Raw genomic sequence first — 19,412 nt, 5'->3', positions numbered from 1 at the left:
GGAGCCCTGAAACATGAGTGACTTTGACTATGATCTGATTGTCATTGGTTCCGGCCCCTCGGGCCGAACAGCGGCGATCCAGGCTGCCAAGCTGAAACGCCGGGTGCTGGTGATCGACCGCAAGGACCGGTTGGGGGGCGTCTCTGTCCATACCGGCACCATTCCGTCAAAGACCCTGCGGGAAACGGTTTTGAATCTGACCGGCTGGCGGGAGCGCAGTTTCTATGGCCGCTCCTACCGGGTCAAAGATCAGATCAAAGCCGATGATCTGAAAGCGCGCCTGCATATGACCCTGGACTACGAAGTTGACGTGCTGGAGCACCAGTTCAACCGAAACCACGTGGAAACCCTGGCGGGCATGGCGCATTTTATCGGCCCGAACGAGGTCGAGGTCGAGATCGAGGCCGGCGACACCACCCGCGTGACGGGTGAGAAGTTCCTGATCGCCACCGGAACCCGCACCTATCGCCCCGAGTATGTGCCCTTTAACGGCAAGACTGTTCTGGACGGCGATGAATTCCTTGAGATGGAAGAAATCCCGCGTTCATTGATCGTGGTAGGCGCCGGGGTGATCGGCGTGGAATATGCCACCATGTTCTCGGCGCTGGATGTGCGCGTCACGCTGATCGAACCCCGCGATACCTTCCTTGATTTCATCGACCGCACCCTGATCCAGGAATTCACCCATCAGATCCGCGAAAACGGCGTCGATCTGCGCCTGGGGTCTGCCATCGAAAAGATCGAAGACGAAGGCAGCCATATCGAAGTCACGCTGGAAAACGGTCGCCACATCCGGGGCGAGATGCTGTTGTTTGCGGCTGGTCGGATGGGCAATACCGACCGTCTGAACCTCGGCGCCGTGGGGCTAGAAACCGACCACCGCGGTCGTCTGGCGGTAGAGCGCAAGACTTACCAGACTAAAGTGGGCCATATCTATGCCACCGGCGATGTGATCGGGCACCCGTCGCTCGCCTCTACCTCCTTGCAACAGGGCCGGGTTGCCGCCTGCCACGCGTTGGAAACGCCAACCGTTCCCGAAAGCCCCTGGTACCCCTATGGCATCTATTCCGTTCCGGAAATGTCCACCTGTGGCATGTCAGAGGAAGAGCTGAAAGAGCGCGGCGTGCCCTATGAAGTCGGTATCGCCCGCTTCCGCGAGACCTCACGCGGGCATATCATGGGCCTGGAACACGGCATGCTGAAAATGCTGTTCTCCCTCAAAACCCGCCGGGTGCTGGGCGTCCAGATCGTCGGCGAGGGCGCAACTGAGCTGATCCATATCGCCCAGGCGGTTTTGAACCTGCAGGGCACCGTGGATTACTTTGTGCAGAACACGTTCAATTATCCCACCTTGGCCGAAGCCTATAAGATTGCAGGTCTTGATGCATTCAACCGGATGCCAATCCCGGAAGAGTACAAAGTGCCATCGGCGGGAAAGCCCAAGAAAGCGGCCAAGAAGCCCCCTGAAAAGCCGACGAACCGCGACACCGATACCCCAAAGGCCGCCGAGTGAGCGCGCTCTACATTGATGCGGACGCCTGCCCGGTCAAGGCCGAGGCAGAGCGTGTCGCCACACGCCACAAAATGCGTATGTTCGTTGTTTCCAACGGCGGTCTGCGCCCCTCGCAAAATCCTCTGGTGGAAAATGTTATCGTCTCGGAAGGCGCGGATGAGGCGGATAAATGGATCGCTGAACGCTGCGGAACAGGCGATGTGGTGGTCACCGGTGACATCCCGCTGGCGGCCAAATGTATCGAAGCAGGTGCACGGGTTCTGCGCCACAATGGTGAACGGTTTACGCAGGCCAATATCGGTCAGCAGCTGGCCATGCGCGACCTGATGGCCGATCTGCGGGCTGCAAATCCCCTGGGCATGCAGGGCGGTGGCAAAGGGTTTACCAAAGCAGATCGCTCTCGCTTTCTGGACGCACTGGAACGTGAGCTGCGCGCCGCTCAGCCTTGATCTGCCAATAGGCTCTCCAGATCCCCATCCAGGACCGGGCGCAGAAACTGACGGTCATAGCGCCGGATGATCTTGTGCCCCGTGGCATAGGCAAAAGCCGCCTGACAATCCGCATCCTCCTGGCTTGCCTTCCGATAGGCCTCATAGGCTGCAAGCGAGGGGAAGTTGAACAAGGCCACTGCCAGATCACTGGCGCTTTCATGTGGCAGGAAATACCCCAAATGCGTGCCACCAAACCGCGCGACCAGCGGGATCCAGGCTTTGGCATAGACCTCGAATTCGGCGAGTTTTTCCGGGTCAATCTCATAGGTGATGTAACAGGTGATCATCGCTGGCCTTTCCCAAACGGAGACTGCCACCCCAAGCTAAATCGGCATTTCGCAATTGGAAAATGACAATCTGTGCAAACACCCTTCGCTTTCTGTGATCCGGGTGCCTGCATTGGATACGCGGCCCAAGGCGGGAAAATTGTATCGACGATTTATTAGGTTTGCCTCTCTCCCCGGCTTGCGCCACAAGCGAGAGAGGAGAGCGCTAATGCAGAGCATGACCAATAGAGCCAAGATCAGTGGCATTTCCGCAGCCATCGGCGGTGCGGCCTGTTTCTCGGTCATTGATGTGGTGTTCAAATTCCTGTCATCAGATTATCCACTTTATGAGGTTGTCTTTATCCGCACGGCCGTCGCCTTGGCGCTTTTGCTGTGTGTGCTGACACCGTTGATGGGAGGGTATCGCAATCTGGGAACCGCGCAGCCCGGATTGCAGATTTTGCGCAGCTGCATGGTCTTGTTTGCCAATATCACGTTCTTTTCGGGCCTGGCGCTGCTGCCGTTGGCAGAAGCTGTGGCCATCGGATTTTCCACGCCCCTGATTGTTACGATCTTGTCGGTGGTGTTTTTACGGGAACATGTTGGCGCCTGGCGTTGGGGGGCCGTAGGCATCGGCTTCTTGGGTGTTCTGATCATCATGCGCCCTGGCGGAGACAGTTTTCAATGGGCTGCTGTTTTGCCGCTGGTCGGGGCCTGTGGTTATGCCGGGATGCACGTTCTGTCTCGCAGGATCGGGCGCACAGATGCAACCGTCGCCCTGTCCTTTTACCCTATGTGTGGGTTCCTTCTGGTGAGCACACTGGCAGGCCTATGGTTCGGGGACGGTCGTTGGGCAAGCGGCGATGCACCGATTGCTGATTTCCTCTTGCGCGCCTGGTCCTGGCCCACGGACACGGAATGGCCCTTGTTCATTATCGCGGGGCTTGCGGGCTCGGTTGGCGGGTTTCTGATCAGCCACGCCTATAAAACGGCAGAGGCCGGGCTGGTCGCCCCGTTTGAATACATAGCCCTGCCCCTGGCAACGCTTTGGGGCGTTCTGGTGTTCCAGGAATGGCCCGATCTTCCGGTCTGGATCGGTTCCGGCTTGATCATCGGGGCTGGCCTTGTTTCGGTCTGGCGAGAAACCCGCAAGAACATTCCTCCCAGCCGACCAAGACCCCGCGCCACCTGACACATTTACAAAGGATTTTATCGTGACTTCCGAGACTTCCGAAACTTCCGAAACTTCTATCAAAGCTGTTGTATTTGACCTTGGCCGTGTGTTGATCAATTGGGAACCCGAAGCATTCTATGACGCAAAAATCGGTGTCGACCGCCGTACCGCGTTGTTCGATGAGGTACCGCTACACGCGGCCAATCTGGACGTCGACCGCGGCTACCCCTTCAGGGAAACGATCTATGCCCTTGCCGAGAAGCACCCCAATTGGCAGGATGAGATCCGCTGGTGGCATGATCACTGGCTGGACATGGCCTCGCCCCGGATCCCGCATTCGGAACGGCTGTTGCGCGCGCTCAAAGCAAAGGGAGTGCCAGTTCTGGCCCTGACCAACTTTGGTGTGGAAACCTTTGAGATCGCTTCGCGTGAATATGAGTTCCTCGCGTTGTTTGATCAGACTTATGTCTCGGGAAATCTGAAATGTATCAAACCGGATGCCCAGATCTATCAGCATCTGGAGGAGGGCAGCGGCTACACAGGCACCGAGCTTATCTTTGCCGATGACCGCCCCGAAAACATCGAAGCCGCCTCAGCCAGGGGGTGGCACACCCATCTGTTTACAACACCACAGGGTTGGGCAGACCGTCTGGTGGCGGAAGGGCTTTTGACACGCGAGGACGCAGTATGACATTGCCAAGCATCGGATATGAAGAAGGCGAACGCCTGTTGGACTGGAAAGTCTTCGCTGAGGCCCTGGCAGCAGGGCACAAACATCCGAAGGCAGAGATTGGCGATACCTTCCTTTACCGGGGAAATGACACGATGCTGAGCCGGGCCGCCTGGATTGACGGGCTGGGTATGGCGGTCAAAACGGCCAATATCTTCCCGGGCAACCCGGACCGGGGCCAGCCGATGATCAACGGTGCGGTCATGCTCTATGCGGATCAGACAGGAATGCCGGAGGCGCTGGTGGATTTCCATCTGGTGACCAAGTGGAAGACCGCAGGTGACAGCCTGTTGGGCGCGCTGCGCCTTGCAGATCCAGACGCGCGTGAAATCCTGATTGTGGGCGCCGGAACAGTCGCCGCATCACTGGTTGAGGCGTTTTCCAGCTGTTACCCGGCCGCGCAGATCCGCATCTGGAATCGCACAATTTTAAAGGCTGAGGCCCTGTGCAGGGAATACCCTGAAACACATGTTGCGCCGGATCTGGAAACGGCAGTACGTGCTGCAGACATTATATTGACCTGCACCATGTCTTCAAATCCGGTGATCAAAGGCGAATGGCTGCGCCCCGGCCAGCATCTGAATATGATCGGGGCCTATCGTTCTGACATGCGCGAGGCAGACGACACTGCCCTGACGCGTGCACAGATCTTTACTGACAGTTTTGACACCACTTTGGATCATATTGGCGAGTTTATGATCCCATTGGCAAGCGGTGCCATCCAACGTGAAGACGTGCTGGCGGATTTCTACGGATTGGAGATTTTTCCTCGGTTTGATCCAGATGTGATCACCTTGTTCAAAAACGGAGGCGGTGCCCATCTGGATCTGATGACCGCGCGCCATGTTCTGGACCTTTGGAACCATCAGGGAGACAAAGCCCAAACGTGACAACGAAGGCGAAGCTCTCCCGCCCGTCTCGGGGCAATCCACGGATTGTCCCGCTCCCGTTGGGCCAAGCGCCGCTGACGCGGCGCAGGCGCCCAAAGGTCAGGCGGGGACGACTTGTCGCAAAGGGCGCTCTTTGACCGGTAGGTGCACGATGGCGCTAAAGGCCCCAACCGCCACGCCAATCCACCAGACAAAGGTGTAGTCGCCATAGGTGTCATACATCCGCCCGCCCAGCCAAACGCCCAAGAACCCTCCCAGCTGGTGACTGAAAAAGACAATCCCATAAAGGGTTCCCATATAGCGCAGCCCGTAGATATGCGCGATCAAACCCGAAGTCAGCGGCACTGTCGCCAGCCAAAGCGCGCCCATAAGGACTGAAAACACAATCACGGACAGGGGGGTAATAGGCATCAAAATAAAGCCCCCGGCCACTATGGTTCGCGCAAGGTAGATACCCGCCAGCAGGTATTTCTTGGTGAATCTCTTCCCGGCCCAGCCCGCCATCAGCGTGCCGCCCACATTGGCTGCTCCGATCAGCGCAATCGACACCGCCCCAAGGGCAGAGGTTGAGGTGACACCCAGACCATGCAGCAAGCTCCCTGGTACAATCGGGCCGCACATCTCAGTCACAAACGCTGGAAAATGCGCGGTGATAAAGGCCAGCTGGTAACCGCAGCTGAAAAACCCAAGGAAGATCAGCGTGTAGCTTGGATCCTTCATTGCCTTGCGCAAGATCGTTCCCATGCTCTCTTCCAGCTCTGCCTTGCTGGCCATTGCGGGGGCACGCATCAATGGCAATGTCAGGATCAAAGCCAGAACCGTGCCCGCAAAGATCACAAAGACCATCTGCCAGCTGAGAAACGACAACAGCCACTCTGCCGTCGGAGCGCCGACGATCTGCCCTGCGGAGCCTGCAGCTGTCACAATCGCCAGCGACATGGAGCGGTTTTCGTCCGAGCTGGCCCGCCCAACCACCGCAAGTACCACACCAAAACCCGTACCGGCCACACCAAAGCCGACCAGCCACTCATAAGCTTGCATTTCGCCCGGCGTTGTCGCGCCGGCGCTCAGCACCAGGCCAATGGCATAGACGATTGCCCCAATAATGATCGCCTTGCGGTCGCCAATCCGTTCGGCCAACGCGCCAAAGATCGGCTGACCAATCCCCCAGGCCAGATTCTGAAACGCAATGGCCAAAGAGAATTCGGCCCGCGCCCAACCGAATTCCTCCGCAATCGGGATCTGAAACACGCCAAAGGAAGCCCGGACCGCAAAGCTCACCATAATGATAACACAGCCCACCATCAGAACAGGCGTGAACAGGGGCATCGTGGGCGACCGGGCAAGCTGCTGGGACATTAAAAATCCTTTCTGGAGGGCACGCGAAGCGTAACGGGCCTTGGCCGTGGGTCAAATCATGAAAAATGCACAACATGTTCACTTTTTTTGATGCAACATTAAATAACCTGGTCTCGCAGCGCTTTTCACTGCGCATTTCAGACGTTAAGGCTTCTGCCCATGACCACGCTACACGCTCTTTATCAGGCAAAGATCGACGCAGATGAAATCCGCGCCGATTCCGCGCAAACCGCTGTAATCCCGGAATTCGACCGCATTGGTGAAGGCCTGCGGGCCGAACCGGTCAAACGGGGTCTGTTTCGCAAACCTCAAGTCCAGGCGGTTAAAGGCCTGTACCTGTGGGGCGGTGTTGGACGTGGCAAATCCATGTTGATGGATCTATTTGTCGGAAGCCTGGGTGGTATTCCGTGCCGCCGGGTGCATTTCCATGCGTTTATGCAGGAAATACACGCCAAGATGCACGATGCCCGCCAAAAGAACACCGCAGATGCGCTGGCACCTGTGGCACGTGAGGTTGCGCAATCCGTGCGGCTCCTGGCCTTTGATGAGATGCAGATCACCGACATTACCGATGCGATGATCGTAGGCCGTCTGTTTGAGGCTCTGTTTGAGGCGGGCGTGACCGTGGTAACAACGTCAAACCGGGTGCCCGACGACCTCTACAAGGACGGTCTGAACCGCCAGCTGTTCCTGCCCTTTATCGACCTGATCAAGGACAAGATGGAAGTCTGGGAAATGGTCTCACCGACGGACTACCGCCAGGACCGTCTGACCGGTTCCCAGGTCTATTTCTCACCTGTTGATGCCAATGCTCGAGCGCAGATCCAGTCAATCTGGGAGGATCTGGCAGGTGGGCCTGCCGGACCGCTGGAGCTGGAAGTCAAGGGCCGGATTGTCGAGCTTCCGGCCTTCCGCAACGGGGTGGCACGGGCGCGGTTCTTTGACCTTTGCGGCAAAATGCTTGGGCCAGGGGATTACCTCGAAATCGCCAAAGAGGTAAAGGTACTGATCCTTGAAGACATCCCGAGCCTCAGCCGCAGCAACTTTAACGAAGCCAAACGGTTCGTGACATTGATTGACGCTTTGTACGAGGCACAGGTTCGGCTCATTTGTTCTGCTGCGGCAGAGCCGGAGTTTCTATATCTGGAAGGGGAAGGTGTGTTTGAATTTGAACGCACCGCCAGCCGCTTGCGAGAGATGCAGGACAAGGACTGGGGCAAAGTTTAAGACGCAGGGGCTCTGCCCCTCTTGGCCTCGCGGCCAATTCACCCCGAAGTATTTCCCAAAGGTGAAAGACCAACAGCCAAGCGCGCCTGCGCCGCGTCAGCGGCGCTTGGCCCAACGGGATGAGATCTTCAGATCGAAGACGGGCGGGAGATCTTGCGGCGCCGGATCAGCTTATCCGTTTTCCCGCAGGATATGACCCGCAAGGTAAAGCGATCCACAGATCAACACGCGTGCATCAGGCTCAGCTGCAACAATGCGGTCCAGCGCCTCTTGTACGGATGCGGCTGTTGTTGCCTGCAGGCCTACACTCTCTGCTGCCGCTTTTGTTTCTTCTGCACTCAGCGTGTTGATCTCATCCGGGATCGAAACAGCCGTGAGCGTTGTCGACTGCTTTGCCAAGGGGCGCATATAGCCGCTCACATCCTTGGTGTTGAGCATGCCGCAAATCAGATGGGTGGGACGTTTGGGCAGACCAGCCAGCACCTCAGCCAGCGCCAGCCCTGCCGCCGCGTTATGCCCGCCATCCAACCAGAGCTCGGCCCGGCCCGCCGCGGCGATCAGCGGGCCCTCTTTCAACCGTTGCATCCGTGCAGGCCAAACCGCATCCCGCAGCGCTGCCTCACAGGCTGCTTCATCCGCCCCCAAGTGGCGCAGCACCGCCAGCGCCGCCCCTGCGTTCTGAATCTGATGCGCACCCAACAGTGCGGGCAGCGGCAGATCCAACAAACCGCATTCATCCTGGAAGATCAGACGTCCGCGCTCTTCCCAGACATGCCAGTGCTGACCATAGGCGATCACTGGCGCGCCAAGTCGCATCGCCACATCTTCGATCACCTCCAGCGCGTCTTCCGCCTGTGGGCCAACCACAACCGGCACGCCACGTTTTATGATCCCCGCCTTTTCCGCGGCAATTTTTGCCAGCGTATCCCCCAGAAACTGCTCGTGATCTATGGAAACCGGAGTGATCACCGAAACCTCGGGCCTCACCACATTGGTCGCGTCAAGCCGACCACCCAGACCAACCTCCAGCAGCGTGTAATCCGCCTGGGTCCGGGCAAAGGCCAAAAGCCCGGCCACGGTTGTAATCTCGAAATAGGTAATGTTTTCGCCGCCATTTCTGGCATAGCACTCGTCCAGGATCTCAATCAGCTGCGTTTCAGAGATCAAATCGCCCGCCAGCCGGATACGTTCGTGAAACCGCGCCAGATGCGGTGACGTATAGGCGTGTACCGATTTCCCCCAACCTTCCAGGCCAGCGCGCAGCATTGCTTGGGTGGAGCCCTTACCGTTGGTGCCAGCAATATGGATCACTGGCGGCAACTTATCCTGTGGATTGTCCAAAGCCTTCAGCAGACGCCAGACACGATCCAGCGTCAGATCAATGATCTTGGGATGCAGCGCCATCATCTGGGCCAGAATGTCATCAGAGGTCTTGGTCATCGGGATCGCTCTCTTATGAAAAAGCCCGCCGGAAAAACAGGCGGGCCCTTAAGGACGGTATCTTAAAAGCCTCAGGCGTTTTCCGCTGTCTCATCTGCGGCAGGTTCAACGACGGTTCCGTCCTCTGCCTCAGCTGGCGTTTCGGCAACCGGTGCGGGCAGATCCCCCACAACCTGCGGAGGCTGGTTCATCAACATACGGGTGATGGTGATCAGCTCTTCCCGCAGCTCCGTGCGCGGCGTCACCCGGTCCAGCATTCCGTGATCCAGCAGATATTCGGCGCGCTGGAAGCCTTCGGGTAGTTTTTCCCGAATGGTCTGTTCAATCACCCGCGGACCCGCAAAACAGATCAGCGCATTGGGTTCCGAAATATGGACATCGCCCAGCATCGCATATGACGCGGTCACACCACCGGTGGTCGGGTGGGTGAGCACAACGATATAGGGCAGCCCGGCCTCTTTCAGCATCTGAACGGCCACTGTGGTGCGCGGCATCTGCATCAGGGACAGGATCCCCTCCTGCATACGCGCGCCACCTGCGGCCGAGAACAACACCAACGGGCGGCCCAGCTTTACGGCTTCCTCAGCGGCGGCAATGATTGCGTTGCCCACAAACATCCCCATGGATCCACCCATAAAAGAGAAATCCTGTGCTGCCGCCACAATCGGTGTACGGCCGATTTCGCCGCAGGCCACCAGCATCGCTTCAGCTTCGGCGGTTTTCTTCTGCGCGGCCTTCATGCGATCAGGGTATTTCTTCTGGTCGCGGAACTTGAGCGGATCCGCAACCGGCTCTGGCACATCAACCTCTGTGAAGATACCACCATCAAACAGCGCCTCGAACCGGGCGCGCGGGGTGATATGCATATGGTGTCCGCAATGGGTGCAGACATTCTGATTGTCGCTCAGCTCGCGGTGAAACAGCATCGTGCCGCATTCACTACATTTCTGCCAAAGGTTCTCAGGGACTTCGCGGCGCGAAAAGATCGAGTTGATCCGCGGCCGGACGTAGTTGGTGATCCAGTTCATATCATGCCTTCAGATGGGGCTGTTTGGCCTTCAAATAAGGCCAGTCGACCGCAATTGCAATCAAGCCCTGATCGCCAATCGCGCGACAAGCCAGGAAACGAGCATCATTGCAAAATCCACCCACAGCCAGGGGCGGATCTGTGCGCCATCGCTCAACTCGTAAGGTAAAAGATAAAGCGCAAGCCCGTTCAAACTGCCGGGAGTGCCGATAATGAGTAAAGCGACTACATTATTGACCATGTGAACGGCGATTGCCGGGGCAAGCGTCCCGGCCCGCGCGGTCAGATCAGCCATCAACACTCCAAACAATCCTGCCCAAACCGCAATAAGCCACGCGTTCTCGCCGGCTGTGGCAGGCAGGTAGTGCCCCAAAGCAAACAAGGCCGATGGGATTCCCATCCAGACCCACCCCGATGCAAAGCGCGCCGCCAGCGCTTGTTGTATATATCCGCGAAACAACAGTTCCTCTGCCTCCACCTGCACCAGAACCCCAAGAAGCGCGAGAGGCAGTAACCGTAACCATTGTCCCAGAGGCAGGTTCGGTTCCAACGGGGCTTCCATCCCGTAGGGCGGTAGGACGGTCACCACCAACCACAACAGAATAAGCCCGGCCAGGACACGTCGAAACTGCATGAAAAACTGTGGCAGCGGACCAAAAAGGCTTAGCGCGTCGCGATGATGCAGAACCCGCGCTGCCAGAACCACGCCAATGCTGGCAAACACAAAGCTGAACAACAAAACCAGCATTGCACCGGACGTCTCGCCCTCGCCGGGATACTGCAAGGCGGGGACAAAAGCAGCAGCAACAGTGAACAGCAATTCAGTCCCCACAAGGCTGACCGCGATGATCAGCACAACCCCCAGGAAAAAGCGCCACAGGGCCGGATAGGCGCGCGCCGGGTCCACCAGATTGCCGTGTGCCCCGTATCGAGGGGCCAGAATGTCCAATATCTGCTTCATCAAATCTCTGTCCGAAAATCACTGTCCGAAAATCTGTCCCAAAAACTCTGTCCGAAAACCCGCGCCTTTAAATACAGCCTGTAACTACAACTGTGTCGCCCCTGCATCCCCCGGCTCAGGGTTAGACCAGAGCGAACGCCTGTGCTTGATCCCTCGCGACCGCCCGTCTATCCCATTTGGGACTCCTTACGCCCAAATGAAAGGACGCGGATCGTGACGACGCCAAATTCTTCTGGTCGCCGCCTTGTGGCCTTTGTCCTGATGGCCGCCGCTCTGGCCGGGTGCAGCGACACTGGCGCGTTTTCTTTTGCGTCCCGGTCGGCTGAAATCGGGCGCACCCTGCCGCGTGGACTGACAGAGATCCGAATGGGTGAAGATCCGGTTGTCATAGCGGCGCCCGAAGGCTTCTGCTTTGACCAACAAACATTGGAACGCGGCCCCGGTGGCGGGTTTGCCTTGCTGGCGCGCTGCGAGAACATACGGTCCCTGACCCGCCACCGGCTGTCGTTTGGGAAAAACACTGAAGATCCCGCTGTGATCTCTGCCACGATCTCAGGCACCATCGAAAACGCACAAACACCTGAAGTGGCGGCTCTGATTGCCGCTTCGTCACCTGTGAAAGTGCTGGCCGAACATCCAGATGACCTGATGCCCATGATCCGAATGGAAGCCGCCGTTCCCGGCATTGCCGGCTCCAGCACCACGCAGTGGCGCGGGGCCATGGCCGTTGGCAACCGTCTGATTGCTTTGACCCTGTTTGCGCCGGAAGGCAGCGAGTTTCTGGGGCCCGCCGGCGCGCAGCTTCTGCGCGAGATGGCGCGGCGTTCGGACATCCGGTCACGGGATGCGCTACCACTGGACAGCGCACCGCTGTCCACCCAGCGGCCTGCCGCCCGCCCGACACAGGCCACCGCCGTCCCTGAGAGCGAAGCCGCCCCCCTGACCGGTCCCTTACGTCCCCGCGCCCGCCCCGGCACACCACAGCCCATAACCGTTGCCGAAGCTCCGCGCCCGAAAAATCTTTCGCGCCGTTGGCGCATTGGAGATTTGTTTAACTGATCCGGTTTGAGTAGGTTGCACCCCAAAGCGGCGGCACAAGCCACGTGAAGATACAGGCAAATCGAGGGTCATATGGGTCAGTTGCTCGACCGGATTCGGCACCGTCAGACGTGGCGCTTCTGGCGCAAGGCCGCGCGAAACGCGCCAAAGACACCGCTGGGAACATTGCGCAGGCAGCTCGATCAGGCCCGAGGCCTGCGTGAACATCTCGACCGGGTTGTGCATATCGCCGAAGGGCGTTTGGCCCTGCCGCAAATCGGCTCTTCTGCCTTCCCTAAACCCCATGGCACAGACTGGTCCTGGCGACCGGAGTTGTGGCGCGGCCCGCTGGCGAGCCCAGGGCTGGCGTCGGTCCAGAACAAAGCGCGCCTGGGCTCGGAGGTGCAGATGTTCCATGACTGCACCTCCTCCGAGATCACCCTGCGGCAGCTGCGAAACACCCGTGAAAGCGATCTGGCACCCTTTGGCTTGCAGATGGATGTCTTCCAGTTCGACGGCTCTTTCCTCAGCCTCGTGGTCGAACTCCCTGCCTCAGCCGCGCAGGGGCTGAACAAACAGCACTTGATCCGCGTGACCGGCCTGGTTGAGAGCGAGCAGCCGATTGAAATCTTTGCCCGTCTCAATATCAAGCACGGCCCCAATACGGAACAATTCGTGCGGGAGATTTCGTCGGACCAAAAGGACCAGATGGTGGAATTCGACCTGGCCTTTTCACGCATCAATGAGAAACGAATTGAAAAGCTGTGGCTCGATCTGATTTTCGAAGCCCCCGACCTGAACCAGGTGGTCCTGAGGGACCTTACATTCCTGCGCCTGCCCCGTGCTGCGCTTTGATCCAAACAGACGAGAACCGCGATGCCCGCTCTGACGCTCAGCAAAACCCGCTTTCGCAATGGCCTTTGGGAAGGCCGGATTGAGGGCAAGCCCACCTATGGCGGCCGCCCGATGATAGAGGTTCGCCTGTTTGACCAAGTGCTGGAGCATGTGAACCTGTCCGAAGGGGATCGCCCCGGTGTCTGGAACCTGTCTATCCCGATCCCGATGCAGGCCGTCGGCGAAGGAGTGCAGACCTTTGTGGTCTTTGACACCATGGAAGATGCCACATTGGGCAGTTTCACCCTGATCGGCGGCGAACCCGCCAATGACGACCTCAGGGCGGAGGTAGAGTTGTTGCGCGCCGAGCTTGATATGCTCAAACGCGCATTTCGTCGTCACTGCCGCGATACGGCCTGAGCCTTATCTCAAGGCTTGCTGAAACTGTTCAGCCAGTATCTCCATCAGCTGTGAATGGGGGATCGGGCCAAAGCTCGCACGGGCCGCGCCCGCCTGGCGTGCGTCTTCCAATGTGATCCCACGCATAAATGCGTTGACTGGTAAGGGACAGTCGGCACAAATTCGGGCAATCAGATCCAGATCCCGCAGACCCGGCACAAAAAAACAGCTGCCTCCGACCTCCGCATAGGCGGCAGCACGCTCTAGCGCCTCGGTCATCAGACCGGCATGTTTGGCGGTATCCTTTTCCTTTAGAAACAGATCGGTACGCGCGTTGATAAAAAGGTGAGGTTCCGCCGATCGGACTGCCGCCAGCCGTGTTGACTGCTCTGCGATGCTATAAAGCCCCTCTTGGCCCACAATCTGATCCTCGAAATTCAGGCCCACCGCTCCGGTTTTGACAAGCTGCGTGACATTCTGTGTCAACGCGTCGGGACCACGCGCATAACCGCCCTCAAAATCAATGGTCACGGGCAGTTCAACCGCGCCAATTATCTGCGTCGCTGTTTCCAGCAACCGGTCCAAGGGGATCTGTTCGCCATCCTCATACCCTTGGGCGGCGGCAAGCGGGTGGCTGCCAGTGGCAATCGCCTTGGCACCGGCCCCAGCAATGGCACGCGCGCTGCCCGCATCCCAGATGTTATAAAGAACAACCGGATCACCTGGTTGATGAAGTGCGGCAAAGGCTTTGGCCCGGGTTTCATAGGTCATGCGGACAGTCTCTCCTTATAGGTTGCTTCCACTTCGATCAGACGGCGTTTGCGCCAAAGGCCACCGCCATATCCGGTCAGATCGCCATTGGCTGCTATGATCCGATGACAGGGGATCAGGATTGCAATCTGGTTCTTTCCATTGGCGCGCGCCACCGCCCTGGTGGAGTTTGAGCGGCCTAAACTTTGCGCCAGATCGCTATAACTACGGGTCTGACCGGCAGGTATGTCCCGAAGTGCGCGCCAAACCTCCCGCTCGAATGCAGTGCCATGCAGGCAGCAGGGGGTCGCAAAGCTGTCCAGTTTCCCCGCAAAGAACAGTCCCAACTCGTCGCTGAGCTGGTCGGTGACAGGCGTTCGTCCAAATCCCAGGCCACCGGGCTGACGCTCTTGCAGTCTTTTGACCTCGGTTGGCAGGGCTTTGCGGTCAAAGAACTCCAACAGATGCAGTTGATGCTGGCAGGCGATGGCAACCATTGTGCCCAACGGCGTTTCAATCCAGTCCGCCCGCATCAGCGCATCACCGCGAAACTGTCCCGGAGCCAATCCGATCCGGCGCGCAAAGGCCGCCCGAAAGGCGCTGGCACTTTCAAATCCCGCATCCACCTGCGCCGCAATCACCGGCTCGCCCTCCTTCAAGGTGGTGAACCCCTCGCGCAGACGCCGTTGGCGCGCCATTTCAAGGAAGGTCATACCAAACTGGCGCTTGAACACCCGGCGCACGTTTGATGGATCAAACCCCATCGCAACAACATCGCCCTCTCGCCAGCGCCGGGTTGGTTCACGCTCTAGCGCCGCCAACAAAGGGGTCACAACCGGATCATCCCCCGCCGCCTGATGCAGCGGGCGGCAGCGTTTGCAGGCCCGAAAGCCTGCATCAATACACGCGCCAACAGACGGGAAGAAACGACAGTTTTCGAATTTGGGCTTTTTTGCCGTACACGAGAGGCGACAAAAGATCCCGGTGGAGGTCACCCCTACCCAGGCGCGCCCTTCATAGGTTTCGTCACGGTTCAAAAGCGCCTGATACAGCGTTTGGGAATCAACAGGGTCTATCATCATGTCGACACCCTATCCCAACGGACCAATGCGCAACGCCGTTTTTCGGGCAAGAAACTGTAAATCTCCAACAAAAAGGCCGCCCAAAATCAGGGGCGGCCTTTGCTGTTCTTCTCCCGAAACGGATCAGTTCGGAGCCAGTTTCGACAAACCTTTCAGGATATCGATCGCATAGGCCAGTTGGTAATCCTGCTCGCGCAATTCAGCTGCGGCTTCGGCCTTGGCACGGTCTTCCTCGATCTGGCGGATCTCATCCTCGGTCAGGCTGTCGTTATTCAGGCTGCCCCGCAGATCGGCCTCGGACCGCTGGAAGCGGTTTGGTGTCTCTTCCTCGACCTCGGCATTTGGATCACGACGCGGCTGTTCCACCACGATGTCCGGTGACACACCCAGCGCCTGGATCGAACGACCCGACGGCGTGTAATAGCGTGCAGTCGTCAGACGCATCGCGCCATTGCCCCGCAGCGGCATCACGGTCTGAACCGAGCCTTTGCCAAAGGATTTGGTCCCCACAACAATTGCGCGGTGATGATCCTGCAATGCGCCCGCCACAATCTCGGAAGCAGAGGCAGAACCACCATTGATCAGAACCACCATCGGCAGGCCTTTGGCCAGATCGCCCGGCGTTGCATTGAACCGCTCACCATCTTCGGGGTTACGGCCGCGGGTCGACACGATTTCACCCTTGTCGAGGAACGCATCGGACACTTTGATCGCCTGGTTCAACAAGCCACCGGGGTTATTGCGCAGATCCAGAACGATGCCTTCGATGTTCTCGATCCCGCCAGCCTCTTCGATCTGTTCTTCCAAGCCCGCTTCCAGGTTTGGATAGGTCTGGTCGTTAAAGGTGGTCACGCGCAGAACCGCGGTCTTCCCTTCGGTCCGGGCACGGACAGCGGTCAGGGTAATGGTGTCGCGAATGATCGAAACGTCAAAGGGCTCATCCGCGCCTTCCCGGACCACGGTGATCACAATTTCAGACCCGACGGGGCCGCGCATCAGATCCACGGCCTCATCCAGGGAGAGGCCAAGCACGCTTTCATTATCGACATGGGTAATGAAATCACCGGCTTCGATCCCGGCTTCATCTGCAGGGGTGCCATCAATGGGAGAGACAACTTTGACAAAGCCCTCTTCCTGTGTGACCTCAATCCCAAGACCGCCGAATTCCCCGCGGGTCTGCACCCGCATCGCAGATGCATCATCCGGCGAAAGATAAGAGGAATGCGGATCCAGAGAGGCCAACATGCCGGAAATGGCCGCCTCGATCAGTTCCTTGTCGTCGACCTGTTCAACATATTGCACGCGAATGCGTTCAAAAATGTCACCAAACAAATCCAGCTGCTCATAGACGCTTGTTTCGCGCGCGCCCTCCTGTGCCAGCAGCGGCCCCGTTACATATCCGGTTGCCACAATACCTGCCAGCGTGCCGCCAATTGCGGCCATCGCGATTTTCTTCATGAACGTCATCCATTCTTGCCGGTTTCGAACCAAGTTTCGGGGTCCACCGGGCTATTGTCCATTCTCACTTCTATATAGAGCGTTTCTGAACGATCAGTTCCAGCCCCTTCACCGCTTAGTGACAAAATAGCATCCGCTTGTGGCGTTTGACCGCCCATCAAACCAACCGGCGTGCCTTCAGGGATCACCTGCCCCGTCTCACCAAAGACCTCGGCGAGGCCGGAAAACACAAACAGCATGTCGGGCTGCGGTTCCAATATCACCACATTGCCAAGGTCCAGCAAAGGCCCGCGATAGCGGATCGTGGCAGCGGTGGGCGATTCGACCAGGGCGCGCGGCCGTGTCGCCACCAACAGTCCGGGCCGGGCGATACCCGCAGCGTCCCGTTGACCATAGCCGCGCAGCAACAGCCCCTGCACTGGCAGAGACAGATCCCCGCGCCGGTCACTGATATCGCTGGTATCAGCGGAAATCTCACTGCCTGCAATTTCGGACAAACCGCTGGCAAACCCGGTCAGGGTCTCTGTCGAAGAAATCAGGATCGCGGTACGGACAGGATCTTCGGTGAAACGTTTGGGTAAATCAGTGCGATCTGCGATGGCTGCCGACAGCGCGGAACGCGCTTCTTGCACGCCCTGCAGCCCGTCCTGCAAAGTGCCCAATGCGTTTTGCTGCAAAAGGCGCAGGGTTTTCACTTCTTCCAGATCTGCCTTTAACGCATTGACCCGCGCCTGCAGCCCAGGCGTCACTTCGGCCAGCATCATGGCAGACCGGGCCGCGCCCAAAGGGCCTGCGGGGTGGAGCATCAGAACCGGTGGTTCCGAGGTCTCAATCGTCTGCAAGATCCCCAACAGATCCGCGACCTCCCCCTCGCGCGCTTTCAGCTGTGCTGACAGCGCACTTTCCCGTCGCGCCACGCGCCGCAACCCGTCCCGCATAGCGGCCAGCCCGTCTTCATAGGCTTGCACAGTCTCGGTCAGGGCTTTGACACGGTCACGGGCACCGTCCGCATCGCGCAAGCGTTCACCCGCCGCTTCCAACCGTTCTGCCGCAGCCTGGGCGGCCACTGCAGGCTGCTGTGCGCCCACAGCCGAAGCCACCACCATACCTATGATCAGGCAAAAGGACCGCGCCGCGCCAAGGATCATTTCAGCAGGCTCTCCCCTGTCATTTCCGCCGGTTGTTCCAAGCCCATCAGGTCCAACAACGTTGGTGCCAGATCGGCGAGACGCCCGTTTCTCAGGCTTGCACCCTCCGGACCACCTACCAACGCAACCGGCACCAGATTGGTGGTATGCGCCGTATGGGCACCACCGGTTTCGGGGTCAACCATGACCTCGCAATTGCCGTGATCCGCCGTAACGATCATCGCGCCGTCGGCTTTTTCCAAAGCAGCCACAACCTGGGCCAAACCCTGATCCACTGCCTCACAGGCTTTCATGGCAGCTTGCAGATCACCAGTATGACCCACCATGTCGGGATTGGCATAGTTGGTAACAATCAGGTCATAGCCCGCTTCGATCGCTTCCACGAATTTTGCAGTCACTTCCGGAGCCGACATTTCAGGCTGCAAATCATAGGTCGCAACTTTCGGCGACTTTGGCATAAAACGGTCTTCGCCCACTTCGGGGTCTTCTTTGCCGCCGTTCAAAAAGAAGGTCACATGCGGGTATTTCTCGGTCTCTGCCAGACGGAACTGACGTTTGCCCTGTTTGGCAACCCATGCGCCCAGCGTGTTCACAATCTCCCGCTTGGGATAGGCTGTGGTCATATACGCGTTGTGGCCGTCGGAATATTCCACCATGCCCAAAAGAGCCGCCAGATCGGGGCGTGCGCCGGTCTCAAACTCGGCAAAACCCGGTTCGCCAATAGCGCGCAGGATCTCCCGCGCCCGGTCCGCGCGGAAGTTCAGGCAGAAAAACCCATCCCCATCCTGAACCCCTGCAAAATCGCCGATCACGGTCGCCTTTACAAATTCGTCCAGCTCTTCCCGGTCATAAGACCCTTCCACCGCCGCAATGGCTGTGTGGGCTGTGAATTGGCCAGCGCCTTTTATCATCGCCTCATAGGCCTGGCTGACCCGCTCCCAGCGGTTGTCGCGGTCCATTGCGTAATAGCGGCCCGTTACGGTTGCAACTTGGGCACCGTCCGCCATTTTCTCTTCTAGATCAGCAATATAACCCAACGCCGATTTCGGAGCCACATCGCGTCCATCAGTCACCGCATGCAGATAGACCGGCACGCCCGCGTCCCGAATGGCTTTGATCGCGGCCAAGATATGCGTGAGGTGGCCATGGACACCGCCATCAGACACCAGCCCCATCAAATGCGCAGCACCGCCGGTGTCTTTCAACTTGGCAATAAAGGCCTGCAAAGCCGCGTTTTCAAAAAACGAGCCATCCTCGATCGCCAGATCAATCTGCCCCAGATCCATCGCCACAACCCGGCCCGCGCCGATATTGGTGTGCCCCACTTCCGAATTGCCCATTTGCCCTGTAGGCAGGCCGACATCAGGACCATGGGTGATCAGCCGTGCCTGCGGACCTTTGGCCATAATCGCATCAAAGGTCGGCGTCTCTGCCAGATGCGGCGCGTTGGCGGCACCGCCTTCGGCGCTGCCCCAGCCATCCAGAATGCAAAGAACAACAGGTTTGGGTGTACTCATGAATTTGCTCCGGCGCTGTCTAGGCCCTTTCAGGGCTCAAATCTTTGGTTAGCTGCCTTCTACAGAGTTGCGCGCGGATGGGGAACCTCCTTCGCGCCACGCACTGGC

General features: G+C 58.4%; 19 protein-coding genes. 9 read left to right on the top strand and 10 right to left on the bottom strand.

Translation table 11 applies throughout. The annotated features are described in order from the left end of the window. The first annotated feature begins 13 nt into the window (after positions 1 to 13). Entirely contained in the window at positions 14 to 1,513 is a 1,500-nt protein-coding gene (gene sthA / locus ACXAEW_RS07590; protein WP_474940748.1) for a Si-specific NAD(P)(+) transhydrogenase, read from the top strand. Then, a complete protein-coding gene (locus ACXAEW_RS07585; protein ID WP_474940747.1) occupies positions 1,510 to 1,962 on the top strand; it encodes a YaiI/YqxD family protein in 453 nt (150 codons plus the stop codon). The genes sthA and ACXAEW_RS07585 overlap by 4 nt, the downstream gene beginning before the upstream one ends. Here ACXAEW_RS07585 and ACXAEW_RS07580 read toward each other — a convergent pair. Then, positions 1,953 to 2,291, bottom strand: coding sequence for an NIPSNAP family protein (locus ACXAEW_RS07580; protein WP_474940746.1), 339 nt, complete (start codon positions 2,289 to 2,291; stop codon positions 1,953 to 1,955). The genes ACXAEW_RS07585 and ACXAEW_RS07580 overlap by 10 nt on opposite strands. A 217-nt stretch (positions 2,292 to 2,508) precedes the next feature. Here ACXAEW_RS07580 and ACXAEW_RS07575 point away from each other — a divergent pair, with 217 nt between their 5' ends. The 3 genes from ACXAEW_RS07575 to ACXAEW_RS07565 are packed head-to-tail and all read left to right on the top strand — an operon-like array spanning position 2,509 to position 5,064. Continuing rightward, the gene (locus tag ACXAEW_RS07575) at positions 2,509 to 3,462 is read left to right on the top strand and encodes a DMT family transporter (protein ID WP_474943002.1); all 954 of its coding nucleotides are present in this window, start codon (positions 2,509 to 2,511) and stop codon (positions 3,460 to 3,462) included. Positions 3,463 to 3,484: 22 nt separating this feature from the next. Beyond that, positions 3,485 to 4,135 carry an HAD family hydrolase gene (locus ACXAEW_RS07570; RefSeq protein ID WP_474940745.1) on the top strand — a complete coding sequence of 217 codons (651 nt, stop codon included), beginning with the start codon at positions 3,485 to 3,487 and terminating at the stop codon, positions 4,133 to 4,135. Continuing rightward, positions 4,132 to 5,064 carry an ornithine cyclodeaminase family protein gene (locus ACXAEW_RS07565; RefSeq protein ID WP_474940744.1) on the top strand — a complete coding sequence of 311 codons (933 nt, stop codon included), beginning with the start codon at positions 4,132 to 4,134 and terminating at the stop codon, positions 5,062 to 5,064. The genes ACXAEW_RS07570 and ACXAEW_RS07565 overlap by 4 nt, the downstream gene beginning before the upstream one ends. A gap of 99 nt (positions 5,065 to 5,163) precedes the next feature. On the opposite strand, the gene ACXAEW_RS07560 is transcribed toward ACXAEW_RS07565, so the two are convergent. After that, complete coding sequence (locus ACXAEW_RS07560; protein WP_474940743.1) at positions 5,164 to 6,423, bottom strand: MFS transporter; 1,260 nt, start codon at positions 6,421 to 6,423, stop codon at positions 5,164 to 5,166. Between the two features lie 159 nt (positions 6,424 to 6,582). On the opposite strand from ACXAEW_RS07560, the gene zapE reads away from it, so the two are divergent. Then, positions 6,583 to 7,650: a cell division protein ZapE gene (gene zapE / locus ACXAEW_RS07555; protein ID WP_474940742.1), complete on the top strand. Its 1,068-nt coding sequence runs from the start codon at positions 6,583 to 6,585 to the stop codon at positions 7,648 to 7,650. Between the two features lie 171 nt (positions 7,651 to 7,821). Here the strand turns inward: zapE and ACXAEW_RS07550 are convergent, their stop codons facing one another. The 3 genes from ACXAEW_RS07550 to ACXAEW_RS07540 all read right to left on the bottom strand — a co-directional run bounded on the left by ACXAEW_RS07550 (position 7,822) and on the right by ACXAEW_RS07540 (position 11,078). Then, positions 7,822 to 9,090 (bottom strand): bifunctional folylpolyglutamate synthase/dihydrofolate synthase, encoded by a 1,269-nt coding sequence (locus ACXAEW_RS07550; RefSeq protein ID WP_474940741.1) that lies wholly within the window; start codon positions 9,088 to 9,090, stop codon positions 7,822 to 7,824. 71 nt (positions 9,091 to 9,161) lie between these two features. Continuing rightward, positions 9,162 to 10,118 carry an acetyl-CoA carboxylase, carboxyltransferase subunit beta gene (accD, locus tag ACXAEW_RS07545; RefSeq protein WP_474940740.1) on the bottom strand — a complete coding sequence of 319 codons (957 nt, stop codon included), beginning with the start codon at positions 10,116 to 10,118 and terminating at the stop codon, positions 9,162 to 9,164. A 60-nt stretch (positions 10,119 to 10,178) separates the two neighbouring features. Then, entirely contained in the window at positions 10,179 to 11,078 is a 900-nt protein-coding gene (locus ACXAEW_RS07540; protein ID WP_474940739.1) for a lysostaphin resistance A-like protein, read from the bottom strand. Between the two features lie 213 nt (positions 11,079 to 11,291). Here ACXAEW_RS07540 and ACXAEW_RS07535 point away from each other — a divergent pair, with 213 nt between their 5' ends. The 3 genes from ACXAEW_RS07535 to ACXAEW_RS07525 all read left to right on the top strand — a co-directional run bounded on the left by ACXAEW_RS07535 (position 11,292) and on the right by ACXAEW_RS07525 (position 13,370). After that, entirely contained in the window at positions 11,292 to 12,137 is an 846-nt protein-coding gene (locus ACXAEW_RS07535; RefSeq protein WP_474940738.1) for a hypothetical protein, read from the top strand. 72 nt (positions 12,138 to 12,209) lie between these two features. Then, on the top strand, positions 12,210 to 12,971 hold the full coding sequence (locus tag ACXAEW_RS07530) for a DUF6478 family protein (protein WP_474940737.1): 762 nt from the start codon (positions 12,210 to 12,212) through the stop codon (positions 12,969 to 12,971). Positions 12,972 to 12,992: 21 nt separating this feature from the next. Beyond that, a complete protein-coding gene (locus ACXAEW_RS07525) occupies positions 12,993 to 13,370 on the top strand; it encodes a hypothetical protein (protein WP_474940736.1) in 378 nt (125 codons plus the stop codon). Positions 13,371 to 13,373: 3 nt separating this feature from the next. On the opposite strand, the gene ACXAEW_RS07520 is transcribed toward ACXAEW_RS07525, so the two are convergent. From ACXAEW_RS07520 to gpmI, 5 genes are all read right to left on the bottom strand, one after another. Then, entirely contained in the window at positions 13,374 to 14,120 is a 747-nt protein-coding gene (locus ACXAEW_RS07520) for an isocitrate lyase/PEP mutase family protein (protein WP_474940735.1), read from the bottom strand. Further along, positions 14,117 to 15,181, bottom strand: coding sequence for a bifunctional transcriptional activator/DNA repair enzyme AdaA (locus tag ACXAEW_RS07515; protein ID WP_474940734.1), 1,065 nt, complete (start codon positions 15,179 to 15,181; stop codon positions 14,117 to 14,119). The genes ACXAEW_RS07520 and ACXAEW_RS07515 overlap by 4 nt, the downstream gene beginning before the upstream one ends. A 123-nt stretch (positions 15,182 to 15,304) precedes the next feature. Beyond that, on the bottom strand, positions 15,305 to 16,639 hold the full coding sequence (locus tag ACXAEW_RS07510; RefSeq protein ID WP_474940733.1) for a S41 family peptidase: 1,335 nt from the start codon (positions 16,637 to 16,639) through the stop codon (positions 15,305 to 15,307). 5 nt (positions 16,640 to 16,644) lie between these two features. After that, positions 16,645 to 17,745 carry a murein hydrolase activator EnvC family protein gene (locus ACXAEW_RS07505; protein WP_474943001.1) on the bottom strand — a complete coding sequence of 367 codons (1,101 nt, stop codon included), beginning with the start codon at positions 17,743 to 17,745 and terminating at the stop codon, positions 16,645 to 16,647. 38 nt (positions 17,746 to 17,783) lie between these two features. Continuing rightward, positions 17,784 to 19,304: a 2,3-bisphosphoglycerate-independent phosphoglycerate mutase gene (gpmI, locus tag ACXAEW_RS07500; protein ID WP_474940732.1), complete on the bottom strand. Its 1,521-nt coding sequence runs from the start codon at positions 19,302 to 19,304 to the stop codon at positions 17,784 to 17,786. Positions 19,305 to 19,412 lie beyond the last annotated feature (108 nt).

The organism is Epibacterium sp. ABZ3_068 (genome assembly GCF_056159265.1).
Note: the sequence above shows the minus strand (reverse complement) of the source record. Positions and strands in the feature narration are given on the sequence as shown.

What these genes read in the sequence shown, in the direction of transcription:
- ACXAEW_RS07550 (WP_474940741.1), bottom strand. Translation starts at nt 9,090, where the DNA reads ATGACCAAGACCTCTGATGACATTCTGGCCCAGATGATGGCGCTGCAT.
- ACXAEW_RS07520 (WP_474940735.1), bottom strand. Translation starts at nt 14,120, where the DNA reads ATGACCTATGAAACCCGGGCCAAAGCCTTTGCCGCACTTCATCAACCA.
- ACXAEW_RS07530 (WP_474940737.1), top strand. Translation starts at nt 12,210, where the DNA reads ATGGGTCAGTTGCTCGACCGGATTCGGCACCGTCAGACGTGGCGCTTC.
- zapE (WP_474940742.1), top strand. Translation starts at nt 6,583, where the DNA reads ATGACCACGCTACACGCTCTTTATCAGGCAAAGATCGACGCAGATGAA.
- accD (WP_474940740.1), bottom strand. Translation starts at nt 10,118, where the DNA reads ATGAACTGGATCACCAACTACGTCCGGCCGCGGATCAACTCGATCTTT.
- sthA (WP_474940748.1), top strand. Translation starts at nt 14, where the DNA reads ATGAGTGACTTTGACTATGATCTGATTGTCATTGGTTCCGGCCCCTCG.
- ACXAEW_RS07525 (WP_474940736.1), top strand. Translation starts at nt 12,993, where the DNA reads ATGCCCGCTCTGACGCTCAGCAAAACCCGCTTTCGCAATGGCCTTTGG.
- ACXAEW_RS07510 (WP_474940733.1), bottom strand. Translation starts at nt 16,639, where the DNA reads ATGAAGAAAATCGCGATGGCCGCAATTGGCGGCACGCTGGCAGGTATT.
- gpmI (WP_474940732.1), bottom strand. Translation starts at nt 19,304, where the DNA reads ATGAGTACACCCAAACCTGTTGTTCTTTGCATTCTGGATGGCTGGGGC.
- ACXAEW_RS07515 (WP_474940734.1), bottom strand. Translation starts at nt 15,181, where the DNA reads ATGATGATAGACCCTGTTGATTCCCAAACGCTGTATCAGGCGCTTTTG.
- ACXAEW_RS07505 (WP_474943001.1), bottom strand. Translation starts at nt 17,745, where the DNA reads ATGGTGGTGGCTTCGGCTGTGGGCGCACAGCAGCCTGCAGTGGCCGCC.
- ACXAEW_RS07565 (WP_474940744.1), top strand. Translation starts at nt 4,132, where the DNA reads ATGACATTGCCAAGCATCGGATATGAAGAAGGCGAACGCCTGTTGGAC.
- ACXAEW_RS07540 (WP_474940739.1), bottom strand. Translation starts at nt 11,078, where the DNA reads ATGAAGCAGATATTGGACATTCTGGCCCCTCGATACGGGGCACACGGC.
- ACXAEW_RS07560 (WP_474940743.1), bottom strand. Translation starts at nt 6,423, where the DNA reads ATGTCCCAGCAGCTTGCCCGGTCGCCCACGATGCCCCTGTTCACGCCT.
- ACXAEW_RS07580 (WP_474940746.1), bottom strand. Translation starts at nt 2,291, where the DNA reads ATGATCACCTGTTACATCACCTATGAGATTGACCCGGAAAAACTCGCC.
- ACXAEW_RS07575 (WP_474943002.1), top strand. Translation starts at nt 2,509, where the DNA reads ATGACCAATAGAGCCAAGATCAGTGGCATTTCCGCAGCCATCGGCGGT.